This window comes from Pseudomonas sp. Root569 (assembly GCF_001427465.1).
In the GTDB taxonomy this organism is placed as follows: Bacteria; Pseudomonadota; Gammaproteobacteria; order Pseudomonadales; family Pseudomonadaceae; genus Aquipseudomonas; species Aquipseudomonas synxantha.
Map to the genome: position 1 here is coordinate 80646 of NZ_LMGQ01000027.1, position 18126 is coordinate 98771.

17 protein-coding genes and 2 tRNA genes are annotated in these 18126 nt (G+C 59.6%); 11 read left to right on the forward strand and 8 right to left on the reverse strand.

Annotated features, from left to right (window positions below; genetic code table 11):
- Positions 1–24: 24 nt before the first annotated feature.
- Both ASD70_RS23885 and ASD70_RS23890 read right to left on the reverse strand, forming a co-directional pair.
- Positions 25–101: transfer RNA gene (locus ASD70_RS23885), tRNA-Met, on the reverse strand.
- 175 nt (positions 102–276) lie between these two features.
- Positions 277–353 (reverse strand) — tRNA-Met (locus tag ASD70_RS23890).
- 278 nt (positions 354–631) lie between these two features.
- On the opposite strand from ASD70_RS23890, the gene dinB reads away from it, so the two are divergent.
- Positions 632–1690: a DNA polymerase IV gene (dinB, locus tag ASD70_RS23895; RefSeq protein ID WP_046069393.1), complete on the forward strand. Its 1059-nt coding sequence runs from the start codon at positions 632–634 to the stop codon at positions 1688–1690.
- Positions 1691–1819: 129 nt separating this feature from the next.
- Here dinB and ASD70_RS23900 read toward each other — a convergent pair whose 3' ends face one another.
- From ASD70_RS23900 to ASD70_RS23915, 4 genes are all read right to left on the reverse strand, one after another.
- Positions 1820–2773, reverse strand: coding sequence for a lipoprotein (locus ASD70_RS23900; protein WP_046069392.1), 954 nt, complete (start codon positions 2771–2773; stop codon positions 1820–1822).
- Positions 2774–2793: 20 nt separating this feature from the next.
- Positions 2794–4509, reverse strand: a complete 1716-nt coding sequence (locus tag ASD70_RS23905) for a proline--tRNA ligase (RefSeq protein ID WP_056847588.1) — start codon at positions 4507–4509, stop codon at positions 2794–2796.
- Between the two features lie 176 nt (positions 4510–4685).
- Positions 4686–6227, reverse strand: coding sequence for an AmpG family muropeptide MFS transporter (locus ASD70_RS23910; RefSeq protein ID WP_043051603.1), 1542 nt, complete (start codon positions 6225–6227; stop codon positions 4686–4688).
- 43 nt (positions 6228–6270) lie between these two features.
- Positions 6271–6585, reverse strand: coding sequence for an MGMT family protein (locus tag ASD70_RS23915; protein WP_043051602.1), 315 nt, complete (start codon positions 6583–6585; stop codon positions 6271–6273).
- 196 nt (positions 6586–6781) lie between these two features.
- Here ASD70_RS23915 and ASD70_RS23920 point away from each other — a divergent pair, with 196 nt between their 5' ends.
- From ASD70_RS23920 to ASD70_RS23970, 10 genes are all read left to right on the forward strand, one after another.
- Complete coding sequence (locus tag ASD70_RS23920) at positions 6782–7789, forward strand: DUF481 domain-containing protein (RefSeq protein ID WP_056847589.1); 1008 nt, start codon at positions 6782–6784, stop codon at positions 7787–7789.
- 102 nt (positions 7790–7891) lie between these two features.
- Positions 7892–8623: a HugZ family pyridoxamine 5'-phosphate oxidase gene (locus ASD70_RS23925; protein ID WP_056847590.1), complete on the forward strand. Its 732-nt coding sequence runs from the start codon at positions 7892–7894 to the stop codon at positions 8621–8623.
- 66 nt (positions 8624–8689) lie between these two features.
- Positions 8690–9166 (forward strand): FxsA family protein, encoded by a 477-nt coding sequence (locus ASD70_RS23930; RefSeq protein WP_043051599.1) that lies wholly within the window; start codon positions 8690–8692, stop codon positions 9164–9166.
- 247 nt (positions 9167–9413) lie between these two features.
- The gene (locus tag ASD70_RS23935; protein WP_003193940.1) at positions 9414–9707 is read left to right on the forward strand and encodes a co-chaperone GroES; all 294 of its coding nucleotides are present in this window, start codon (positions 9414–9416) and stop codon (positions 9705–9707) included.
- A 50-nt stretch (positions 9708–9757) separates the two neighbouring features.
- Positions 9758–11404: a chaperonin GroEL gene (groL, locus tag ASD70_RS23940; RefSeq protein WP_056847591.1), complete on the forward strand. Its 1647-nt coding sequence runs from the start codon at positions 9758–9760 to the stop codon at positions 11402–11404.
- A gap of 699 nt (positions 11405–12103) precedes the next feature.
- Entirely contained in the window at positions 12104–12787 is a 684-nt protein-coding gene (gene colR, locus ASD70_RS23950) for a two-component system response regulator ColR (protein ID WP_003208587.1), read from the forward strand.
- On the forward strand, positions 12777–14057 hold the full coding sequence (locus ASD70_RS23955; protein WP_046069383.1) for a sensor histidine kinase: 1281 nt from the start codon (positions 12777–12779) through the stop codon (positions 14055–14057). The genes colR and ASD70_RS23955 overlap by 11 nt, the downstream gene beginning before the upstream one ends.
- A 188-nt stretch (positions 14058–14245) precedes the next feature.
- Positions 14246–14926, forward strand: a complete 681-nt coding sequence (locus ASD70_RS23960) for a class I SAM-dependent methyltransferase (RefSeq protein ID WP_043051096.1) — start codon at positions 14246–14248, stop codon at positions 14924–14926.
- Positions 14927–14930: 4 nt separating this feature from the next.
- Entirely contained in the window at positions 14931–15650 is a 720-nt protein-coding gene (locus ASD70_RS23965) for a lipopolysaccharide kinase InaA family protein (RefSeq protein WP_056847593.1), read from the forward strand.
- The gene (locus ASD70_RS23970) at positions 15647–15874 is read left to right on the forward strand and encodes a hypothetical protein (RefSeq protein ID WP_056847594.1); all 228 of its coding nucleotides are present in this window, start codon (positions 15647–15649) and stop codon (positions 15872–15874) included. The genes ASD70_RS23965 and ASD70_RS23970 overlap by 4 nt, the downstream gene beginning before the upstream one ends.
- Positions 15875–15949: 75 nt before the next feature.
- Here ASD70_RS23970 and ASD70_RS23975 read toward each other — a convergent pair whose 3' ends face one another.
- Both ASD70_RS23975 and ASD70_RS23980 read right to left on the reverse strand, forming a co-directional pair.
- On the reverse strand, positions 15950–17047 hold the full coding sequence (locus ASD70_RS23975) for a DUF1513 domain-containing protein (protein WP_056847595.1): 1098 nt from the start codon (positions 17045–17047) through the stop codon (positions 15950–15952).
- A 2-nt stretch (positions 17048–17049) separates the two neighbouring features.
- The gene (locus tag ASD70_RS23980) at positions 17050–18114 is read right to left on the reverse strand and encodes an imelysin family protein (protein WP_046069381.1); all 1065 of its coding nucleotides are present in this window, start codon (positions 18112–18114) and stop codon (positions 17050–17052) included.
- Between the last annotated feature and the right edge of the window lie 12 nt (positions 18115–18126).

The window sequence follows — 18126 nt, forward strand, 5'->3', positions numbered from 1 at the left end:
TTTCGAGTAGCCTTTTTTGATGTTTGGTTGCGGGAGCCGGATTTGAACCGACGACCTTCGGGTTATGAGCCCGACGAGCTACCAGACTGCTCCATCCCGCGTCTGTGGGCGGCATTCTACAGCCCAGCGGCAGGGTGTCAACCGTTAATGCACCGATGGGGCCAATTAGTGCGAATTATTCTGAAATCAAGGTGTTGGCGCGTTTTTGATAAGAGGGGGATGAAAAACAGACGCGCACAAAAAAGGCCACTCTTTCGAGTAGCCTTTCTTGATGTTTGGTTGCGGGAGCCGGATTTGAACCGACGACCTTCGGGTTATGAGCCCGACGAGCTACCAGACTGCTCCATCCCGCGTCTGTGTGTCGGCATTCTACAGAGGAACGCGAGTGTGTCAACCCGTTAATCGAAGAAAAGCGCTTGTGCTTCAATCGGTTAGCTCTGCAAAGTGCGGCTTTGAACCGTTCGGGGCCAGTCAGGCCGAGGCTTTCAGCTCTATCGGAAGGCTGAATTCGATTGAGAAAATAAATTCAACTGAGAAATTTCCTACCACTTGGAAGGAAGAATCAAACTACTGGTGCTATATACAGGTGTGAATGCGATACTGCCCACCCGTTGGTTCACACCCCGTTTATATGACGCAGCGCAAAATCATCCACGTCGATTGTGATTGCTTCTACGCCGCCATTGAGATGCGCGATGACCCGAGCCTGGCGCAAAAGCCCTTGGCCGTGGGTGGCTCGGCGGACCGTCGGGGCGTGATCGCTACTTGCAACTACGAAGCACGGGCTTACGGGGTTCGTTCTGCCATGTCGTCGCGCCATGCCTTGAAGCTGTGCCCGGACCTGACCATCGTCAAGCCGCGCATGGATGCCTATAAAGAAGCATCGAAGGAAATCCAGACGATCTTTCGCGACTACACCGACTTGATCGAGCCGTTGTCGCTGGATGAAGCCTACCTTGATGTCTCCGACAGTTCGCATTTTGGCGGCAGTGCCACGCGCATTGCCCAGGATATCCGCCGCCGTGTTTCCAACCAGCTGCATATCACCGTGTCTGCCGGTGTGGCGCCGAACAAGTTCTTGGCCAAGATCGCCAGCGACTGGAAGAAACCCAACGGCCTGTTCGTGATCACCCCGGACCAGGTCGAAGACTTTGTTTCGCAGTTGCGCGTCAGCAAGTTGCACGGCGTCGGCAAGGTCACGGCGGATAAGCTCGCACGCCTGGGTATCGAAGACTGCCTGCAGTTGCGCGAGTGGAACAAACTGGCGCTGGTGCGCGAATTTGGCAGTTTTGGCGAGCGCCTGTGGAGCCTGGCCCGTGGGATTGATGACCGCGTGGTGCAGAACGACAGCCGTCGACAATCCATTAGTGTGGAAAATACCTACGACGTGGACTTGCCGGATCTCTCAAGCTGCCTGGCGAAACTGCCCGAGCTGATGGAAACCCTGGCCGGGCGGATGGCGCGCATAGACAGCAGCTACCGGGCAGGCAAGCCGTTTGTAAAAGTGAAGTTTCATGACTTTACCCAGACGACACTGGAACAGGCCGGGGCAGGGCGGGATCTGGAGAGTTATCAACAGTTGCTGACCCAGGCGTTTAACCGTGGGGGGAAACCGGTGCGATTGCTGGGGATTGGGGTGCGGTTGCTGGACCTGAGCGGCGGTAACGAACAGCTCGAATTTTCCTGGTAAAAACCGGGTGCTCTCTGTAGGAGCGAGCTTGCTCGCGAAAAACTCATAGGCACCGCGTTCTTCCAGGAAACACGCGTTATCGTTGACGTTTTTCGCGAGCAAGCTCGCTCCTACAAAAAAAGCCTGGGATCAGCGTGCGCCAGGGTCTGCCACCAAGCGCCCCGCATCCTTGGTCAGTGCCTGCACAAACTCCTGCTGCAACTCCGGATCATTGCGGGTCAGTTCAATCAGGCTTTGTTCCAGTTCGCTGGCCTCTTCTTCCAGGCCCAGTTCCGACAGGCGCTTGACCCGGTGTACCCACTGGTTCACCTCGTCATCTTCCAGGTCGTCGTAGATCAGCCCATGGGCTTCCAGCAATTTGCCGCGCAGGCTGTTGCTGACCGCCAGGGTCGAGTCCGTATGCACGTCATCCTGGCCGTCTTCGACGCTGATCTTCAAGGTGGTGACGCGGTTCAGGTCCTGCTCGGCGAAGGGGCTGTCCAACAGGTTCAGGCGCAGTATGCCGTTGCGGTCGGTGGTCAGCTCATGGGTCTGCTTGCCGGCGGTGACCTGTACCGGGCGTTCGCTCCAGGGCAGGCTCGAGTACTCCAGGCGCTTGTCACGCTGGACTTCATCGATGGCTGCCAGGTTCTGTTGCGCACGGCCGTGGGATTGCACGTTCATGAACGGGTTGATGCCGTCCACGCCGTAGCTCAACCAGTCACGGGTCACGCTGGTGGGCAAGTTGCCGAGGGCGAAGATATTCGCCACGTTGGCGCCCACGCCAGCCACCAACGCCACGGCGCCCAGCGGCATCTCATAGAGTTTGCGCCAGGGCTGGTAGGGCGTGTAGCGGTCGTAACGACGGGTGACTTCGAATTCGGTGACCTCGAAGGTCTTCTGCTCATGGATGCGAACCCGGCGTTGCGGCAGCTCCAGCACTTTGGGTTCGCCGACATCGATCTGCAGGCTGTGGTCGAGCAACTTGCGCTCGATCCGCTCCTCGTGCTCGCTGCGTTGCGACATCTGATTGGCGCAGCCGCTGACCAGCAGGGCGCCGCACAAGGCGGCGCCCCCCAGGGCTCTGGTGTGTGGCTTGAACATGACGTCTCTTGGTCTGGTTTTCAGCGACGAATGCGCGCCTGGAGGAAAGACAGCACGTCAGCCACCGGCAACGGTTGGGCTTCGGCTTCGGTCCGGCTCTTGTATTCCAGGTTGCCATCGGCCAGGCCGCGGTCACTGACCACGATCCGGTGCGGGATGCCAATCAGTTCCATGTCGGCAAACTTGATACCCGGGCTGGTCTTCTTGTCCCGGTCATCCAGCAGCACTTCAAAACCGGCGGCCGTCAGTTCGGCATACAGTTTGTCGGTGGCTTCGCGTACCTGCTCGGTTTCGTAGCGCAGTGGCACCAGGGCCACCTGGAACGGTGCGAGGGCGTCACTCCAGATAATGCCTTTTTCGTCGTTATTCTGTTCGATGGCAGCGGCTACCACACGAGAAACGCCGATGCCGTAGCAACCCATTTCCAGGGTGATCGGCTTGCCGTTCTCGCCCAGCACTTCGCACTTCATCGCCTTGCTGTACTTGTTGCCCAGCTGGAAGATATGCCCGACTTCGATGCCGCGCTTGATTTCCAGGGTGCCCTTGCCATCCGGGCTTGGGTCGCCAGCGACAACGTTACGCAGGTCGGCCACGGTCGGCACCGGCAGGTCGCGCTCCCAGTTCACGCCGAAGTAGTGCTTGTCGTCGATGTTCGCGCCGATGCCGAAGTCGCTCATCAGCTCTACCGAACGGTCGATGATGATCGGCAGCGGCAGGTTCAGCGGGCCCAGGGAACCGGCACCGGCGCCGATGGCGTCACGCAGTTCGGCGTCGGAGGCCATGACCAGCGGGCTGGCGACGCCAGGCTGGTTGGCCGCCTTGATTTCGTTGAGCTCGTGGTCGCCACGTATGACCAGGGCGATCAGCTTGCCTTCTTCTTCGGCGTGCACGATCAAGGTCTTGATGGTCTTTTCAATCGGCAGATTGAATTTTTCCACCAGGGCCGCGATGGTCTTGGTGTCAGGGGTATCGACCAGGCGCAGTTCCTCGGTCGGTGCGGGGCGGGAAGTTTCCCGTGGCACGGCTTCGGCTTTCTCGATGTTGGCCGCGTAGTCGGAGCCGTTGCTGAACACGATATCGTCTTCGCCGGATTCGGCCAGCACGTGGAATTCGTGGGAGCCGGCACCGCCGATGGAGCCGTTGTCCGCTTCAACCGGGCGGAATTTCAGGCCCAGGCGCGTGAACACGTTGCAATAGGCCTGGTGCATGCGGTCGTAGGTGACCTGCAGCGACGCGAGGTCGGCGTGGAAGGAATAAGCATCCTTCATGATGAACTCGCGGCCACGCATCAGGCCGAAGCGTGGGCGGATTTCATCACGGAACTTGGTCTGGATCTGATACAGGTTCAGTGGCAACTGCTTATAGCTGCTCAACTCGTTGCGCATCAGGTCGGTGATGACTTCTTCATGGGTCGGGCCGGCGCAGAAATCGCGGCCATGACGGTCCTTGAAGCGCAGCAACTCAGGGCCGTACTCTTCCCAGCGCCCGGATTCCTGCCACAACTCAGCCGGTTGGGTGCTCGGCATCAACACTTCCAGAGAGCCGGCGGCGTTCATTTCTTCACGAACGATGGCTTCGACCTTGCGCATCACCTTCAAGCCCATGGGCAACCAGGTGTACAGGCCGGAGGCCAGTTTGCGGATCATGCCGGCGCGCAGCATCAGCTGGTGGCTGATCACTACCGCGTCGGAAGGCGTTTCTTTCTGTGTGGCGAGCAAATATTGACTGGTACGCATGGTAGGCCGTTGTCGGTTGCTTGGACTTGAAATGACTTGGGATTGTACGGGCGCTTGCTGCTCGCGTACAGGCATGAGCTATGTAGGAGCGAGCTTGCTCGCGAAGATCGTCAACGATGACGTGGGAAACCGGGGAGAACGCGGTGTCTGTGAGTTCTTCGCGAGCAAGCTCGCTCCTACAAGGGATCCGTTTCTTCAGAGGGGTTCAACCGTGCACGCCTATTTTCCTGGAACCAGTGCAACGCAATCAGGAACAGCGTCGGCAGGCCCAGCAGGCAGGTGATCATGAAGAAGTTGTGGTAACCGAACTTCTCCACCATCACCCCCGAATACCCGCCGATCAGGCGTGGCAGCAACAGCATGATCGAGCTGAGCAACGCGTACTGGGTGGCGGAGAACTTGAGGTTGGTCAGGCTCGACAGGTAGGCGACAAACGCCGACGTGGCCAGGCCCGAGCTGAAGTTATCCAGGGAAATGGTGACGATCAGCATCTGCAGGTCGGGGCCCATGTCGGCGAGCATCACGAACAACAGGTTGGTGCCGGCCGAGGCCACGCCGCCGATGAACAGGATCGGCAGGATACCGAACCGCACAATCAATAGGCCGCCCATGCCGGCGCCGACCAGGGTCATGATCAGGCCGAAGATTTTGCTCACCCCGGCGATCTGGTCCTTGGTAAAGCCCTGGTCGATGTAGAACACGTTGGCCATCACGCCCATCACCGTGTCGGACATGCGATAGGTGGCAATCAGCCCGAGCAGCAACAGTGCCTGCCAGCGATAACGCAGGATGAAGTCGTTGACCGGCGTCAGCACCGGCGCCAGGCCCCGGCGCCCCATGGCCGACAGGCACAGCGAAGTGAGCGTGATATAGAGGATGGCGCGCAGGAATGCGCGGTCTTCCATCAGCAACTCCCATAGGCTCACACCCTGGAACAGCACGCTGGCGAAGTCAGTGTTGTACAGCTGGGTGAACATCGCCGGCACCGACACCAGCAGCACGATCAACACGAACACCGACACCAGTTGGTGCACGAAGCTGTAGCGCCCGGCCTGCAACTGGGTGCGCAGGGGCACATCGGGCTCACGCATCAACAGGGTGGTCAGCAGGGCCGGAACCATCAACACGCCGAACAGCACATAGGTGCCGGTCCAGGCCGAGTGTTTATAGTTGAAGCCGGTGGAGCCGAAGCCTTCGGCAAAGAACAGTGCGCCGGCCGTGGCCAGCAGTGCGGCAATGCGATAACCGGACATATAGCTTGCGGCCAGGGCGGCCTGGCGGCTGTCGTCGGCAATTTCCAGGCGATAGGCATCCACGGCAATGTCTTGGGTGGCCGACGCGAACGCGACCACCACCGCAATGGCGATCAACCAGGACAAGTGTTTTTGCGGATCGCAGAAGCCCATGCCGATCAATCCGAGGATCACCAGCGACTGGGCCAGCACCAGCCAGGAACGACGACGCCCCAATTTACCGAGTAACGGCAGGCGCCATTGGTCGAGCAGCGGCGACCAGACCCATTTGAAGGCGTAGGCCAGACCGATCAGGCTCGCATAACCGATGGTCTCGCGGGCCACACCGGCTTCACGCAGCCACACGGAAAGCGTCGAGAACACCAACATGTAAGGCATGCCGGCGGCGAAACCGAGCAACAACAGCACTAACGTCGAGGGGCTGGCATAGGCGGCGAGCGCGGCGCGCCAGGTTTTACGGGGCATGGGCTGGAGTCTGCCTCAGATTTGCGGAAACAAAGCGCGCACTCTAACCGCTGTGCTCTACCGGGCGCCAGCCATGACGCTGAATATCAACGCGATTGTTCAAGATAGTGACGCCTTCGCTACGCAAACGCGCACGTTGTTCGTCACCCGAAGCACTGCCCACCGGCAGGCTTATCCGACCGCCGGCACCCAGCACCCGATGCCAGGGCAATCGCGTGTCCTCGGGCAACTGGCTCAGGGTGCGCCCGACCCAGCGGGCGGCGCGGCCCAGGCCGGCCAGTCGGGCCAGCTCGCCGTAGCTCACCACGCAGCCTTCCGGCACTTGCGCCAGCGTCAGGTACAAGGCGGTACGACGCATGTCGGCGGGGCTTTGCGGCGTATCGGCAGGTAGATTCACTGTGTGGGGATATCCGTTGAGATCGTCGTTGTTTTGTCAGAAACGTCTGTAAACATGGCGATGAGAATTGAACTCAATATAAATCCTTGAGTCAGTTCTAGCCATGTAACACTATAACGCCCCTTATTTTCGCCACCCCTGAGCCCCGTATCTGCTTATGTTGTCCAGAACCCTGTTGTGCCTTGCTGTTTTCAGTGCTTCCACGCCCTTGCTCGCCGATACCGTGTGGTTGAAAAACGGTGATCGCCTGACCGGCAAGATCAAAGTCTTCGATGGCGGCAAATTGCTGATCCAGACCACCTACGCTGGCTCCATCCCGGTGGACTGGAAGCAGGTCAAGACCCTGGAAAGCGACCAGGAACTGCTGGTCAAGCAGGACGCCTACAGCGGCGAAAAGGCCAAGTCCTTGCACGCCTCGGATGACGGCAAGGTGGTGCTGGCCAACGGCGAGGCACCCAAGACCGTGGAGCTGGCAAGTATCCAGCAGATCATGAAGCCCAAGCCAGTGATCGAAGACCTGGTGTGGAAGGGCAACGTCGACCTGGCGCTGGACTACAAGCGTGCAGACAAAGACACCAACGATTACGACGTCGACTTCAAGACGTCGGCCCGTCACGGCCAGTGGCGTCATACGGGCAAGGGTGAATACAACCGCGAGTTCCAGGATGACGTCACCACCACCGACAACTGGGCGCTGGAATACAGCCTGGACCGCTTCATCACCGAGCACTGGTTCTGGCAGGGCCGCTTGACCTACAAGCGCGACAAGGTCGAAGACCTGGCTCGCCAGCGCGTTGTCGGTACCGGCCCGGGCTATCAGTTCTGGGACGATGAGCTGGGCGCCTTCTCCCTGGGTTCGCTGGTCAACCGCACCGATTATGAATATGCCGACGGCGGCAAGGACAACTTCTATTCCCTGGCCATGAAGTGGAACTACAACCGCTACCTGGTGGGCAAGACCGTCGAGTTCTTCACCAACGGTGAATTGGGCAAGCCCCTGGCCGGACCGGCCGAGTATTCCCTGGATGCCGAGATGGGCCTGCGCTACAAGGTCACCGAATGGGCCTCGCTCAACTTGAAGGCCGAGCGCAACGAGGTCAGCGGCAACTCCGACAGCAGCTTGAGCAAGACCCGCTACACCGCAGGCTTTGGTGTGGCCTGGTAAAACCTGCGTCGGCCACCCTGGCAACCTGCGCGGATATTGATTACCTTGTGTTGAGATCCATTCCCATATGCCATGGACGGCGGAACACCGAGGAGTCATACGTTGAGCGTGCACGTTGCCAAGAACGCCCGAGAGCTGTTGCTCAAGGAATACCGTGGGGCTCTCTCCACACTGTCCAAGGCCATGCCCGGGTTTCCCTTTGGCTCGGTCGTGCCCTATTGCCTTGACGAGCAGGGCCGCCCGCTGATCCTGATCAGCCGCATCGCCCAGCACACCCACAACCTGCAAAAAGATCCCAAGTGCTCGCTGCTGGTAGGTGAGCGCGGGGCCGATGATGTGCAGGCCGTGGGGCGCCTGACCTACCTGGCCGAAGCCGAAAAACTTGAAGACCAGACAGTGATTGAAGCCGCTGCCGAGCGCTATTACCGCTATTTCCCCGATTCGGCCAACTACCACAAGGCCCACGATTTCGATTTCTGGGTGCTCAAGCCGGTGCGCCACCGGTATATCGGCGGGTTTGGCGCGATTCATTGGGTCGATCAGTTGACCTTGGCCAACCCGTTTGCCGGCAAGGCCGAATGCAGCATGATCGAGCACATGAACAGCGATCACACCAAGGCCATCGCCCATTACGTCGGGCTCAGCGGGTTGCCCACGTCCGAGCCTGCGCAATTGGCTGGCATCGACAGCGAAGGCATGCACCTGCGTATCGGCCAGTCCCTGCATTGGTTGCCCTTCGCAACGCCTTGCAACACGCCGACACAAGTGCGCGAAGCCTTGGTTTCATTGGCTCACGCCGAGGCCTGGCCGAAAATAACCGCCGCCAATGCTTGAATTCACGAAATGGCGACGTCATCTAAGGTGGACTGGCAAGGCATTCTTGCGTTGAGGAACCATTTGATGCGCCCTTTTTTATTGCTCTTTCTGCTGTTCCCGGTGTTGGAGCTGTTCGTATTCGTTCAAGTCAGCGGTGCGATCGGGTTTTTCCCGGCATTGCTGTTGATCATCGCCGGCTCGATGCTCGGCGTCCTCGTGCTGCGCGTCGCCGGCCTGGCCACGGCGCTGCGTGCCCGTGAAAGCCTGAACCGCGGCGAGTTACCCGCCCAGACCATGCTGGAGGGCTTGATGATGGCGCTGGCAGGTGGCTTGTTGATCCTGCCGGGCTTTGTCAGCGATGTGGTCGGCCTGGTCCTGCTGCTGCCGTTCACGCGCAAGCTGCTGGCGGGCAAAATGCGCCAGCGCGCCGAAGAAGCCGCGATTCGCCAACGCGCCTTCGCCGACGACCTGCAACCCCGCGGCGGTCCGGCTCCGCGCCAGCCCCTGGGACGCGAAGGCGATGTGATCGAAGGCGAATTCGAACATCGCGACAGCAAATAAGCGCTTCACTGGCACGGCACCCTCGGGTGCCGTGTTGCATTCACCCCGCCGCCGACACAAAAAATTTCATCCTTGCCCCCTTGTAATAACCACAGCCGCCCTTATGTAACGGTCACCGCAAGGTTTCTGGTGGTGACACTAGACAGACTTCCGCGATTCGCCCAGCGAGTCGCGACCGGCACCGCCGGAATTTAACCCGCCGGAATTGATACCGGCCGATGAAAAACACAATTAGGAGAGATCGACAATGAAGCTTCGTCCTCTGCACGACCGCGTCGTAATCCGTCGCAGCGAAGAAGAAAAGAAAACCGCTGGCGGGATCGTTCTGCCAGGTTCGGCTGCTGAAAAAGCCAACCACGGTGTGATCGTCGCTGCAGGCCCAGGCAAGACCCTGGAGAACGGTGATGTACGCGCACTGGCCGTGAAGGTGGGTGACAAGGTTGTTTTCGGCCCTTACTCCGGCAGCAACACTGTGAAAGTAGACGGCGAAGACCTGCTGGTAATGGCTGAGAACGAAATTCTCGCCGTTCTGGAAGACTGATTTCCTCGCTCATTTTCCCGTTACTACAAAGTATTTAAGGAATATCGATCATGGCTGCTAAAGAAGTTAAATTCGGCGATTCCGCCCGCAAAAAAATGCTCACCGGTGTCAACGTCCTGGCTGATGCAGTAAAAGCGACCCTCGGCCCGAAAGGTCGTAACGTGATCATCGAGAAGAGCTTCGGCGCTCCGACCATCACCAAGGACGGCGTTTCCGTAGCCAAAGAGATCGAACTGGAAGACCGTTTCGAAAACATGGGTGCGCAGCTGGTCAAAGACGTTGCCTCCCGTGCCAACGATGACGCAGGCGACGGCACCACCACCGCTACCGTCCTGGCCCAGGCGATCGTCAACGAAGGCTACAAGGCCGTCGCTGCCGGCATGAACCCGATGGACCTCAAGCGCGGCATCGACAAGGCGACCATCGCCATCGTGGCTGAGCTGAAGAACCTGTCCAAGCCATGCGCCGACACCAAGGCCATCGCTCAGGTAGGTACCATCTCTGCCAACTCCGACAGCTCCATCGGCGACATCATTGCCCAGGCGATGGAAAAAGTCGGTAAAGAAGGCGTGATCACCGTTGAAGAAGGCTCGGGCCTGGAAAACGAACTGTCGGTTGTAGAAGGCATGCAGTTCGACCGTGGCTACCTGTCCCCGTACTTCGTCAACAAGCCTGAGACCATGGTTGCCGAACTGGACAACCCGCTGATCCTGCTGGTTGACAAGAAGATCTCCAACATCCGCGAAATGCTGCCAGTGCTGGAAGCCGTTGCCAAAGCCGGTCGCCCACTGCTGATCGTTTCCGAAGACGTTGAAGGCGAAGCCCTGGCGACCCTGGTCGTGAACAACATGCGTGGCATCGTTAAAGTCGCGGCCGTCAAGGCTCCAGGCTTCGGCGATCGTCGCAAGGCCATGCTGCAGGACATCGCTGTATTGACCGGCGGTACCGTTATCTCCGAAGAGATCGGCCTGAGCCTGGAAAGCGCCACCCTGGAAAACCTGGGTAGCGCCAAGCGCGTAACCATCTCCAAGGAAAACACCATCATCGTTGACGGTGCTGGCGTTGAAGGCGACATTGAGTCCCGTATCGCCCAGATCCGTGCACAGGTTGCTGAAACCTCCTCGGACTACGACCGTGAAAAACTGCAAGAGCGCCTGGCCAAGCTGTCCGGCGGCGTTGCAGTGATCAAGGTTGGCGCTGGCTCCGAAGTCGAAATGAAAGAGAAGAAAGCCCGCGTTGAAGACGCCCTGCACGCAACCCGTGCAGCCGTTGAAGAAGGCGTGGTACCTGGCGGTGGCGTTGCGCTGATCCGTGCCCTGGAAGCCCTGACTAACCTGACCGGCGACAACGCTGACCAGAACGTCGGTATCGCGGTACTGCGTCGTGCCGTTGAAGCACCGCTGCGCCAGATCGCTGCCAACTCCGGTGACGAGCCAAGCGTTGTGGTCAACGAAGTCAAGAACGGCAAGGGTAACTACGGTTACAACGCTGCGACTGGTATCTACGGCGACATGATCGAAATGGGCATCCTGGACCCTACCAAGGTGACTCGTTCCGCGCTGCAAGCGGCAGCGTCCATCGGTGGCCTGATCCTGACCACCGAAGCTGCCATCGCTGAAAAGCCGAAGGCTGAAGGCGCAGCTGGCGGCGGCATGCCAGACATGGGTGGCATGGGTGGCATGGGCGGTATGATGTAAGCCAGCCTCACCCGGCACTGAAAAACCCCGCCTGCAGTGATGCAGGCGGGGTTTTTTGTTGTATCGGCCTGGTCAGTGATAATGCGGGTGTACTGGTTCAAAAATGTAGGAAGGGGCTTGCTCCCGATGGCGGCCTGGTAGCCCGCCAGGATGTTGGAGTTTGATCGAGTACATATCCGTTATTCAGGTAACGGCTACTTAGGGTTCCGCCCTGACGGCGGGTCACTTTGCAAAAGCGGCAAAGTAACCAAACGCTCTTGCCTAAGATCAAAAACACAGCGAGGCGGCCGTATAGCCGACCTGATCGTTGAAGCATGCGCGTACCCCTGTGGGAGCGGGCTTGCCCGCGAAGGTCGTTAACGATGACGCGGGAAACCAGAAAGAACGGGGCGTTCTCAGGTTTTTCGCGAGCAAGCTCGCTCCTACAGAAAAGCACAAGCGCCGCCAGCGTATCTGCGATGCGCAGCGAGTCGTGTTTGATCTTGATCTCAGGCGCCCACATTTTTTCTTCACTTAAATGTGCGACGATTTTCCCCGCGCGGCTGTAGCAAGTCTGTGAAGTTATAGTGAAAATCTCGTTCAATTCAAATATCGGTTGAAAACCTATATCAAGGGCCTTTGCAGGTCTATCCCTGAACCCCGCTTGGCCTTAAGCTGCGCGAGCCAACACGGCTGTTACTGCGTACGGAGACACTGCCCATGCGAATTCTATTGGTTGAAGACAACCGCGATATCCTCGCCAACCTGGCCGATTATCTGGGGCTCAAAGGTTACACAGTGGACTGTGCACAGGATGGCTTGTCGGGCCTGCATCTGGCGGCCACCGAGCATTACGACTTGATCGTGCTCGATATCATGCTGCCCGGAATCGATGGCTACACCCTCTGCAAACGTCTGCGCGAAGACGCGCGCCGCGATACGCCGGTGATCATGCTCACCGCCCGTGACCAGTTGGATGACCGCCTGCAGGGCTTCAAGTCTGGCGCCGATGATTACTTACTCAAGCCATTCGCCTTGTCGGAACTGGCCGCGCGTATCGAGGCGGTGCTGCGTCGTGCCCAGGGTGGCGGGCGCCGCGCCCTGCAGGTGGGTGACCTGAACTACGACCTCGATACCTTGGAAGTCACCCGCGAAGGGCGCCTGCTCAAGCTCAACCCCGTTGGCCTGAAACTGCTGGCGGTGTTGATGCAGAAGAGCCCGCACGTACTGCGCCGGGAAATACTCGAAGAGGCGTTATGGGGCGATGATTGCCCGGACAGCGACAGCCTGCGCAGCCACGTTCACCAATTGCGCCAGGTGATCGATAAGCCATTCGCCAAGCCGTTGCTGCAAACGGTGCACGGCGTGGGTTACCGCTTGGCCGAGGGTCGTGATGGAGTTTAAGCAAAGCCTTGCCCAGCGGATCATCATCGCTTTTGCCTTGATGAGTGCGTTGGTGGCGGGTGCGTTCGCCATGGGCATCGTTGCGACGGTGCACCTGGTGGAAGAGAAGTTGATCTCGGCGGGCCTGGGCGGTGACCTGCAACGCCTTCTGTTGATGGACAGCATGGAAGACTGGCGACATCGGCCGGAGCCGGACCAGTTGTTTTACTTCAGCGGCGGGCAAGGCGATTTCGAGCTGCCCAAGGATCTTCGGCATCTGGACCCGGGCTTCCACGAAGTATTTCGCGAGTCGCTGTCGTACCACGCCATGGTCGAGGTGATCGACGGGCGACGTTATGTGCTGCTGCAAGACCAAAGCGATTTCGAAGAACGTGAGCGCGTGCTGTTTGCCGTGGTGCTGGTGGGGTTCGTGCTCAGCCTGGCACTGGCGGTATTCCTCGGTTGGGTGCTGGCCCGCAAGGTGATGGCGCCGGTGGTGCGGTTGGCTCGCCAGGTGCGTCACCGTGACCAACTGCTGGGCCTGGCACCGCCTCTGGCCCCGGATTATGCCGCCGACGAAGTGGGTGAGCTGGCGGTGGCGTTCGACGCCACCCTGGGCCGCTTGCGCCAGGCGCTGTCCCGCGAGCAACTGTTTACCAGCGACGTGAGTCACGAGTTGCGCACGCCCTTGATGGTATTGGCCAGCTCCTGCGAACTGTTGCTGGAAAACCCGGCCATTGATGAACGTGGCCGCCGCCAGGTGGAGCGCATCGCCCGTGCTTGTGAAGAAATGCGCGAGCTGGTGCAGACCTTCCTGATGCTCGCACGCGCCAAGCACGATGATGCTGCCGTTGCGCCCCAGGGCAACCTCAGCCAGGTCGCCGAAGACCTGCTCGGCATCTGGCGCGAGCCTATCGAGAAAAAAGGCCTGGAGTTGATCTACCGACCAGGCAACCCTCTGGACACCCGCTACAACACCACCTTCTTACATGCGGTGATGGGCAACCTGCTGCGCAACGCCCTGCACTACACCGAGCACGGGTTTATCCGCCTCACGTTGGAGCCCAGTGGCTTCGTGGTGGAGGACACCGGTGTCGGCATTCCCGAAGAAAAACGCGAAGCGATGTTCGAGCCGTTTGTACGCGGCAGCGAGAACCGTGGCGAGGGGTTGGGGCTCGGCCTGTCGCTGGTGCAACGGATCTGCGAGAGCCAGGGCTGGAGCGTGAGCTTGACGACGATGGAGCCCAATGGCTGTCGTTTTCATGTGGAGTTGAGCCAGGTCAAAAGCTGACCGTTCAGTCTGTCGTTTTGCTAATGCAGACTGCCCGCTTTTCAGCGAAGATGGCCCCATGCTACTGAATGTTTCTGTAAAGTCTTGAAATGTATGCAGTTGGACAGGACAAGATTTTCACAATGAGTTGACCTGTTGATCACAGTTCGCTGCATAAGGTTGTAGGCATCAGTTACTGGAGACGTGCGATGCCTTCCCCAATCAAGTTGGAATTTTCCGAAAAGTACGACGATCAACACGCGCAACAATATTTGCTCAAACATCAGGACAATCTGGCTCGCCGGTTGTCCCACAAACGCGACGAGCAACTGGCGCGCGGTGCGCTGGCCATGGCCGGTGAACCCGGCCTGGTGCTGGATCTGCCTTGTGGCGCTGGACGCTTCTGGCCGTTGCTGGCCGAAAAACCCAACCGTGTAATTATCGGGGCTGACAATTCGGCGTCGATGTTGAAGATCGCCACCACCGCCCAACCGGCGGATGTGGTGAAACGGGTACGCCCTTTGCAGACATCTGCCTTTGATATCGATTTGCCAGATAACTCCGTCGACAGTATTTTCTGCATGCGCTTGATGCACCACATCGGTGAACCTGAGCACAGGCTGACAATACTGCGTGAGTTTCAGCGGGTTACCCGTGACAGCGTGATTATTTCGTTGTGGGTAGACGGCAATTTCAAGGCCTGGAAGCGCAAGCGCAACGAAGTACGTCGTCGCAAACGAGGTGAGCAGGAAGGTTACCAAAACCGGTTTGTGTTACCGGCTGCTACTGTCGAGGCAGAATTCGAGCAGGCCGGTTTCCGTGTTCAGGAATCCCTGGACTTCATACCGCTCTACGCCATGTGGCGAGTATATGTATTGCGCAAGAGGTAACAGGATGGCAGTTGAGTGCGTAGCAGGCAGTCATGTAGCTCCCGAAGAACGATTCGATTTTTTCTGGCGTCAGCAAGGCGAGTGGGTTGAAGAACCCAACCGTCGACGTGGTGGCGAAAGTGGCGTGCAGCGTGTGGTAGGCCCCAACGGGCGGTTGCTCTATAGCAAGCGCCAGACCGGCCACATTTACCGCAGTTGGCTGCACCCCTTTGGGCGCCCGACCGTGCTACGTGAACGTGATGCCCTCAAGGGCCTGCGTTTGCTGGATGTGCGCGTGCCGGAGCTGGTGTTTTGCGAGGCGCGACGCGACCCGGAGCACCAATGGAAAGCCCTGCTGGTCACCGCGTCCCTGGACGGTTTCGACGAGATCGAAAACTGGTACGCAGCTGGCGGCCGTGAACAGTATGGCGAGGCCGTCCACGAGCGCTTGCTGCAGGAATTGGCCGGCACCCTGGCCCGCATGCACAAAGGCCGCTGGCAGCACGGTTGCCTGTATATCAAGCACATCTTCGTGCGGGTCACCGGCGAGCCCGAAGCGGCGACTGTAGAAGTGGCCCTGCTGGACTTTGAAAAATGTCGCCAACGCTTGACCGCTTATCGGGCCGCTTCCCATGACATGCTGCAATTGCGCCGCCATTCGTCGTGGAGTGATACCGACTGGAAAAAACTCAGCTACTTTTACGAGACGGCGTTTGGCAGCGCTATCAAGGGTTTAACCAGATGAAGCTAGAAATGGCACGAGGTTTGTTCCTGGTCGGGGCGTTGGGCGTTTCAGCCCTGGCCCTGGCGGTGTGGGAACAACCTCGCACACAAGTGCTCAGTGCGGTAGACGGCGGCGGGCAATGCCTGCTGCCACGCATTGCCAAGGCAAGTGTGGCGGCCAAGCCTGATCATGAATTGCTGTTATTCATGTTCGGGATGTCTCAAGCGATGAAGCCGCAGAGTTGAAACGATTGACCCCCAAAAAGGGCCTTGCGATGCGAGGCCCTTTTTTTACGCCTGACGCTCCTACAGAGGGGAATTTCAGATCAGGTGCAGGTGGTTATCCCAAAAGCCCGCCGGTAGTTCCAACGGTTTGGCCATCAGTTGGTCCTGGCGGCAATCATAGAAGCGGCAACGCCCTTGGCCTGACGTGACGACGAACCCATCGGCCACTGCACCTACACCGGCGCAGTCGGGTAGTGGCCCATCCAGGCGCAGCTCGGCGCTGTCCATATCCCAAATGAAGAAGCGATTTCCCCGGGGCGCCGTCAGTGCCACCAGGCGCAGTTCGCTGTGCACCGCCACGCTGGCGGTGTAGTGTCCCATCGCCTGCAATTGCTCATCGGCCACCGGGAACGCCACGAAAGGCTGGCCCGGGCGCTTGATCGCCAGCAACTCCGAGCGTTCCTGGGACGGCCCCATGAACTGCTGCCCGGTGAGGATAGTGCCATCGCTGGCGATGCCCATATGGCGCACGCTGTTCATCTGCTGGCCCAGGGTTTCCTTGCTGATCAAGGTGCCATCGCGATGCATCAGCACCAGGCTCGGCTCCATGGCGTTGAGATTCATCTCTACCCGGCTTTCGGCTTCGGTGCGAATACCGCCGTTGGCCACCACCAGGGTTTCGCCGTCGGGCATCCAGGACACTTGGTGCGGGCCGATACCGTGGGTGGAAATCTCGCCGCTGTGTACCAGCCGCTCGCCTTCGAACTTATATACACCCAACAGGCCGCGACCGGGCTCGGAGGTGTCGTTCTCGGTGGCGTACAGCCAGTCGCCGCTCTTGTGGATCACCGCATGCCCATAGAAGTGGCGGTTGGCGTTCGAGCTGATGGTTTGCAGCAGCGCGCCATCACGCAGGTCAATCAGGTAGCTCTCGGTGCCCGGGCGGCGGGCGACGAACAGCGCGATCGGCAACGTAGGGTGATTGATGATGTCGTGGCAACGCTGGCCGACCTGGGTGGCAAACACCTGCTTGCCATCCAGGCGATAGCCGACGGCGTAGTGCTTGCCGTCGGTATCATCCCGCGCCGACAGTAGCAGCGGGCCTTTATCCTTGCCTTTGAACAGCGTCCAGCCGCCCAATGTAAGGGCGCTGAGCAGCACGCTGCCCACCGCCAAAGCCTGTCGCCTGAGCATTATCAGTCACCGTCGTTGGCGTTGAAGCCCAGTTGGATTCCCAGGGCCTTGGCCAGCTCGCCTTCGTGCAGGCGGTGGACCACGTTGAGGCTGTCGTAGATGTCGTTGAGCTGCTGGCGCCCGGCGTCATCGTTCAACAGTTCGTTGAGGCTGCGCTGGTTGCTGGCGAACAGTTTCAAGGACGCGGCATAGGCGGCGTCGATCTTCTCGGCCAACGGCTTCTGGTCCGCCGGCAGCAGGCCACGCAAGCCTTTGTTGTCGACGCCGACCCACACGGTCTGGGCCGCGGCGAGGCTCGCCTCCAGGCTTTGCAGCGACGACTGGCTGCGCCATGCATCGGCCTGGAACGGTTGCGGAATGCCTTTGGTCTGGCGACCCATGGGCGTGCCGAGTTTTTTCTTCAGGGTGTCCAGGGCGGTTACTTGTACGCGCAGCAGGTCGGCTATGGCCTCGTGGGAATCAGCGTAGCGCTGGTTCGGGAACTTGGTCATCTGCGCGAGCATGCCGTCGGTGCTGTTCCAGCTGGCGAGAATCTCTTCGGCCAGGGCTTTCTGACGCTCGCCAATGGCCATCAACAGTGGGCAGTAGCGGGCCTTCTGTGCCTCGTCGGCGACATCGGGCTTGGCGTCGTAGAGGATGTATTCGTAGGCCGACAGGCCTTGCACCACGACACTGGATTTAGCCAGGGCGGCGGCATCGATCTGCGGCTGGGCGCTGACCAGTTGCTCGACCTGGCGACCGACCAGGTTCTTCTTGTCCGGCCAGAACTGCACCTGCCACGCACGGTTGCCTTCGGCCAGCGGGCCGATCAGTAGCGGTTGCAACTCGGCCCAGGCTTTTTGCGCGTGCAGGAAGTCGGCGCGGGCGGTGTCCAGGCTTTCCTTGCCCTGGCAGTAGGCCAGGGCGCTGACGGCCAGTTGGCGGTCGGCTTCAACCCAGCGGCTGTAGGTCGGCAGGATGACTTGTTTGGCGATGGCCGCCGAGGTTACCGCTTGCGGGTCCTGGGGCGAGCAGGCGCCGAGGGCAAGGGCGGCCAGGCTGGTGAACAACAACTTGGGACGAAACATGTCGAGCTCCCT

Excerpts from the sequence above, each read along its gene's own strand:
- dinB (WP_046069393.1), top strand. The coding sequence starts at position 632 with ATGACGCAGCGCAAAATCATCCACGTCGATTGTGATTGCTTCTACGCC.
- ASD70_RS23900 (WP_046069392.1), bottom strand. The coding sequence starts at position 2,773 with ATGTTCAAGCCACACACCAGAGCCCTGGGGGGCGCCGCCTTGTGCGGC.
- ASD70_RS23905 (WP_056847588.1), bottom strand. The coding sequence starts at position 4,509 with ATGCGTACCAGTCAATATTTGCTCGCCACACAGAAAGAAACGCCTTCC.
- ASD70_RS23910 (WP_043051603.1), bottom strand. The coding sequence starts at position 6,227 with ATGCCCCGTAAAACCTGGCGCGCCGCGCTCGCCGCCTATGCCAGCCCC.
- ASD70_RS23915 (WP_043051602.1), bottom strand. The coding sequence starts at position 6,585 with ATGCGTCGTACCGCCTTGTACCTGACGCTGGCGCAAGTGCCGGAAGGC.
- ASD70_RS23920 (WP_056847589.1), top strand. The coding sequence starts at position 6,782 with ATGTTGTCCAGAACCCTGTTGTGCCTTGCTGTTTTCAGTGCTTCCACG.
- ASD70_RS23930 (WP_043051599.1), top strand. The coding sequence starts at position 8,690 with ATGCGCCCTTTTTTATTGCTCTTTCTGCTGTTCCCGGTGTTGGAGCTG.
- ASD70_RS23935 (WP_003193940.1), top strand. The coding sequence starts at position 9,414 with ATGAAGCTTCGTCCTCTGCACGACCGCGTCGTAATCCGTCGCAGCGAA.
- groL (WP_056847591.1), top strand. The coding sequence starts at position 9,758 with ATGGCTGCTAAAGAAGTTAAATTCGGCGATTCCGCCCGCAAAAAAATG.
- colR (WP_003208587.1), top strand. The coding sequence starts at position 12,104 with ATGCGAATTCTATTGGTTGAAGACAACCGCGATATCCTCGCCAACCTG.
- ASD70_RS23955 (WP_046069383.1), top strand. The coding sequence starts at position 12,777 with ATGGAGTTTAAGCAAAGCCTTGCCCAGCGGATCATCATCGCTTTTGCC.
- ASD70_RS23960 (WP_043051096.1), top strand. The coding sequence starts at position 14,246 with ATGCCTTCCCCAATCAAGTTGGAATTTTCCGAAAAGTACGACGATCAA.
- ASD70_RS23965 (WP_056847593.1), top strand. The coding sequence starts at position 14,931 with ATGGCAGTTGAGTGCGTAGCAGGCAGTCATGTAGCTCCCGAAGAACGA.
- ASD70_RS23970 (WP_056847594.1), top strand. The coding sequence starts at position 15,647 with ATGAAGCTAGAAATGGCACGAGGTTTGTTCCTGGTCGGGGCGTTGGGC.
- ASD70_RS23975 (WP_056847595.1), bottom strand. The coding sequence starts at position 17,047 with ATGCTCAGGCGACAGGCTTTGGCGGTGGGCAGCGTGCTGCTCAGCGCC.
- ASD70_RS23980 (WP_046069381.1), bottom strand. The coding sequence starts at position 18,114 with ATGTTTCGTCCCAAGTTGTTGTTCACCAGCCTGGCCGCCCTTGCCCTC.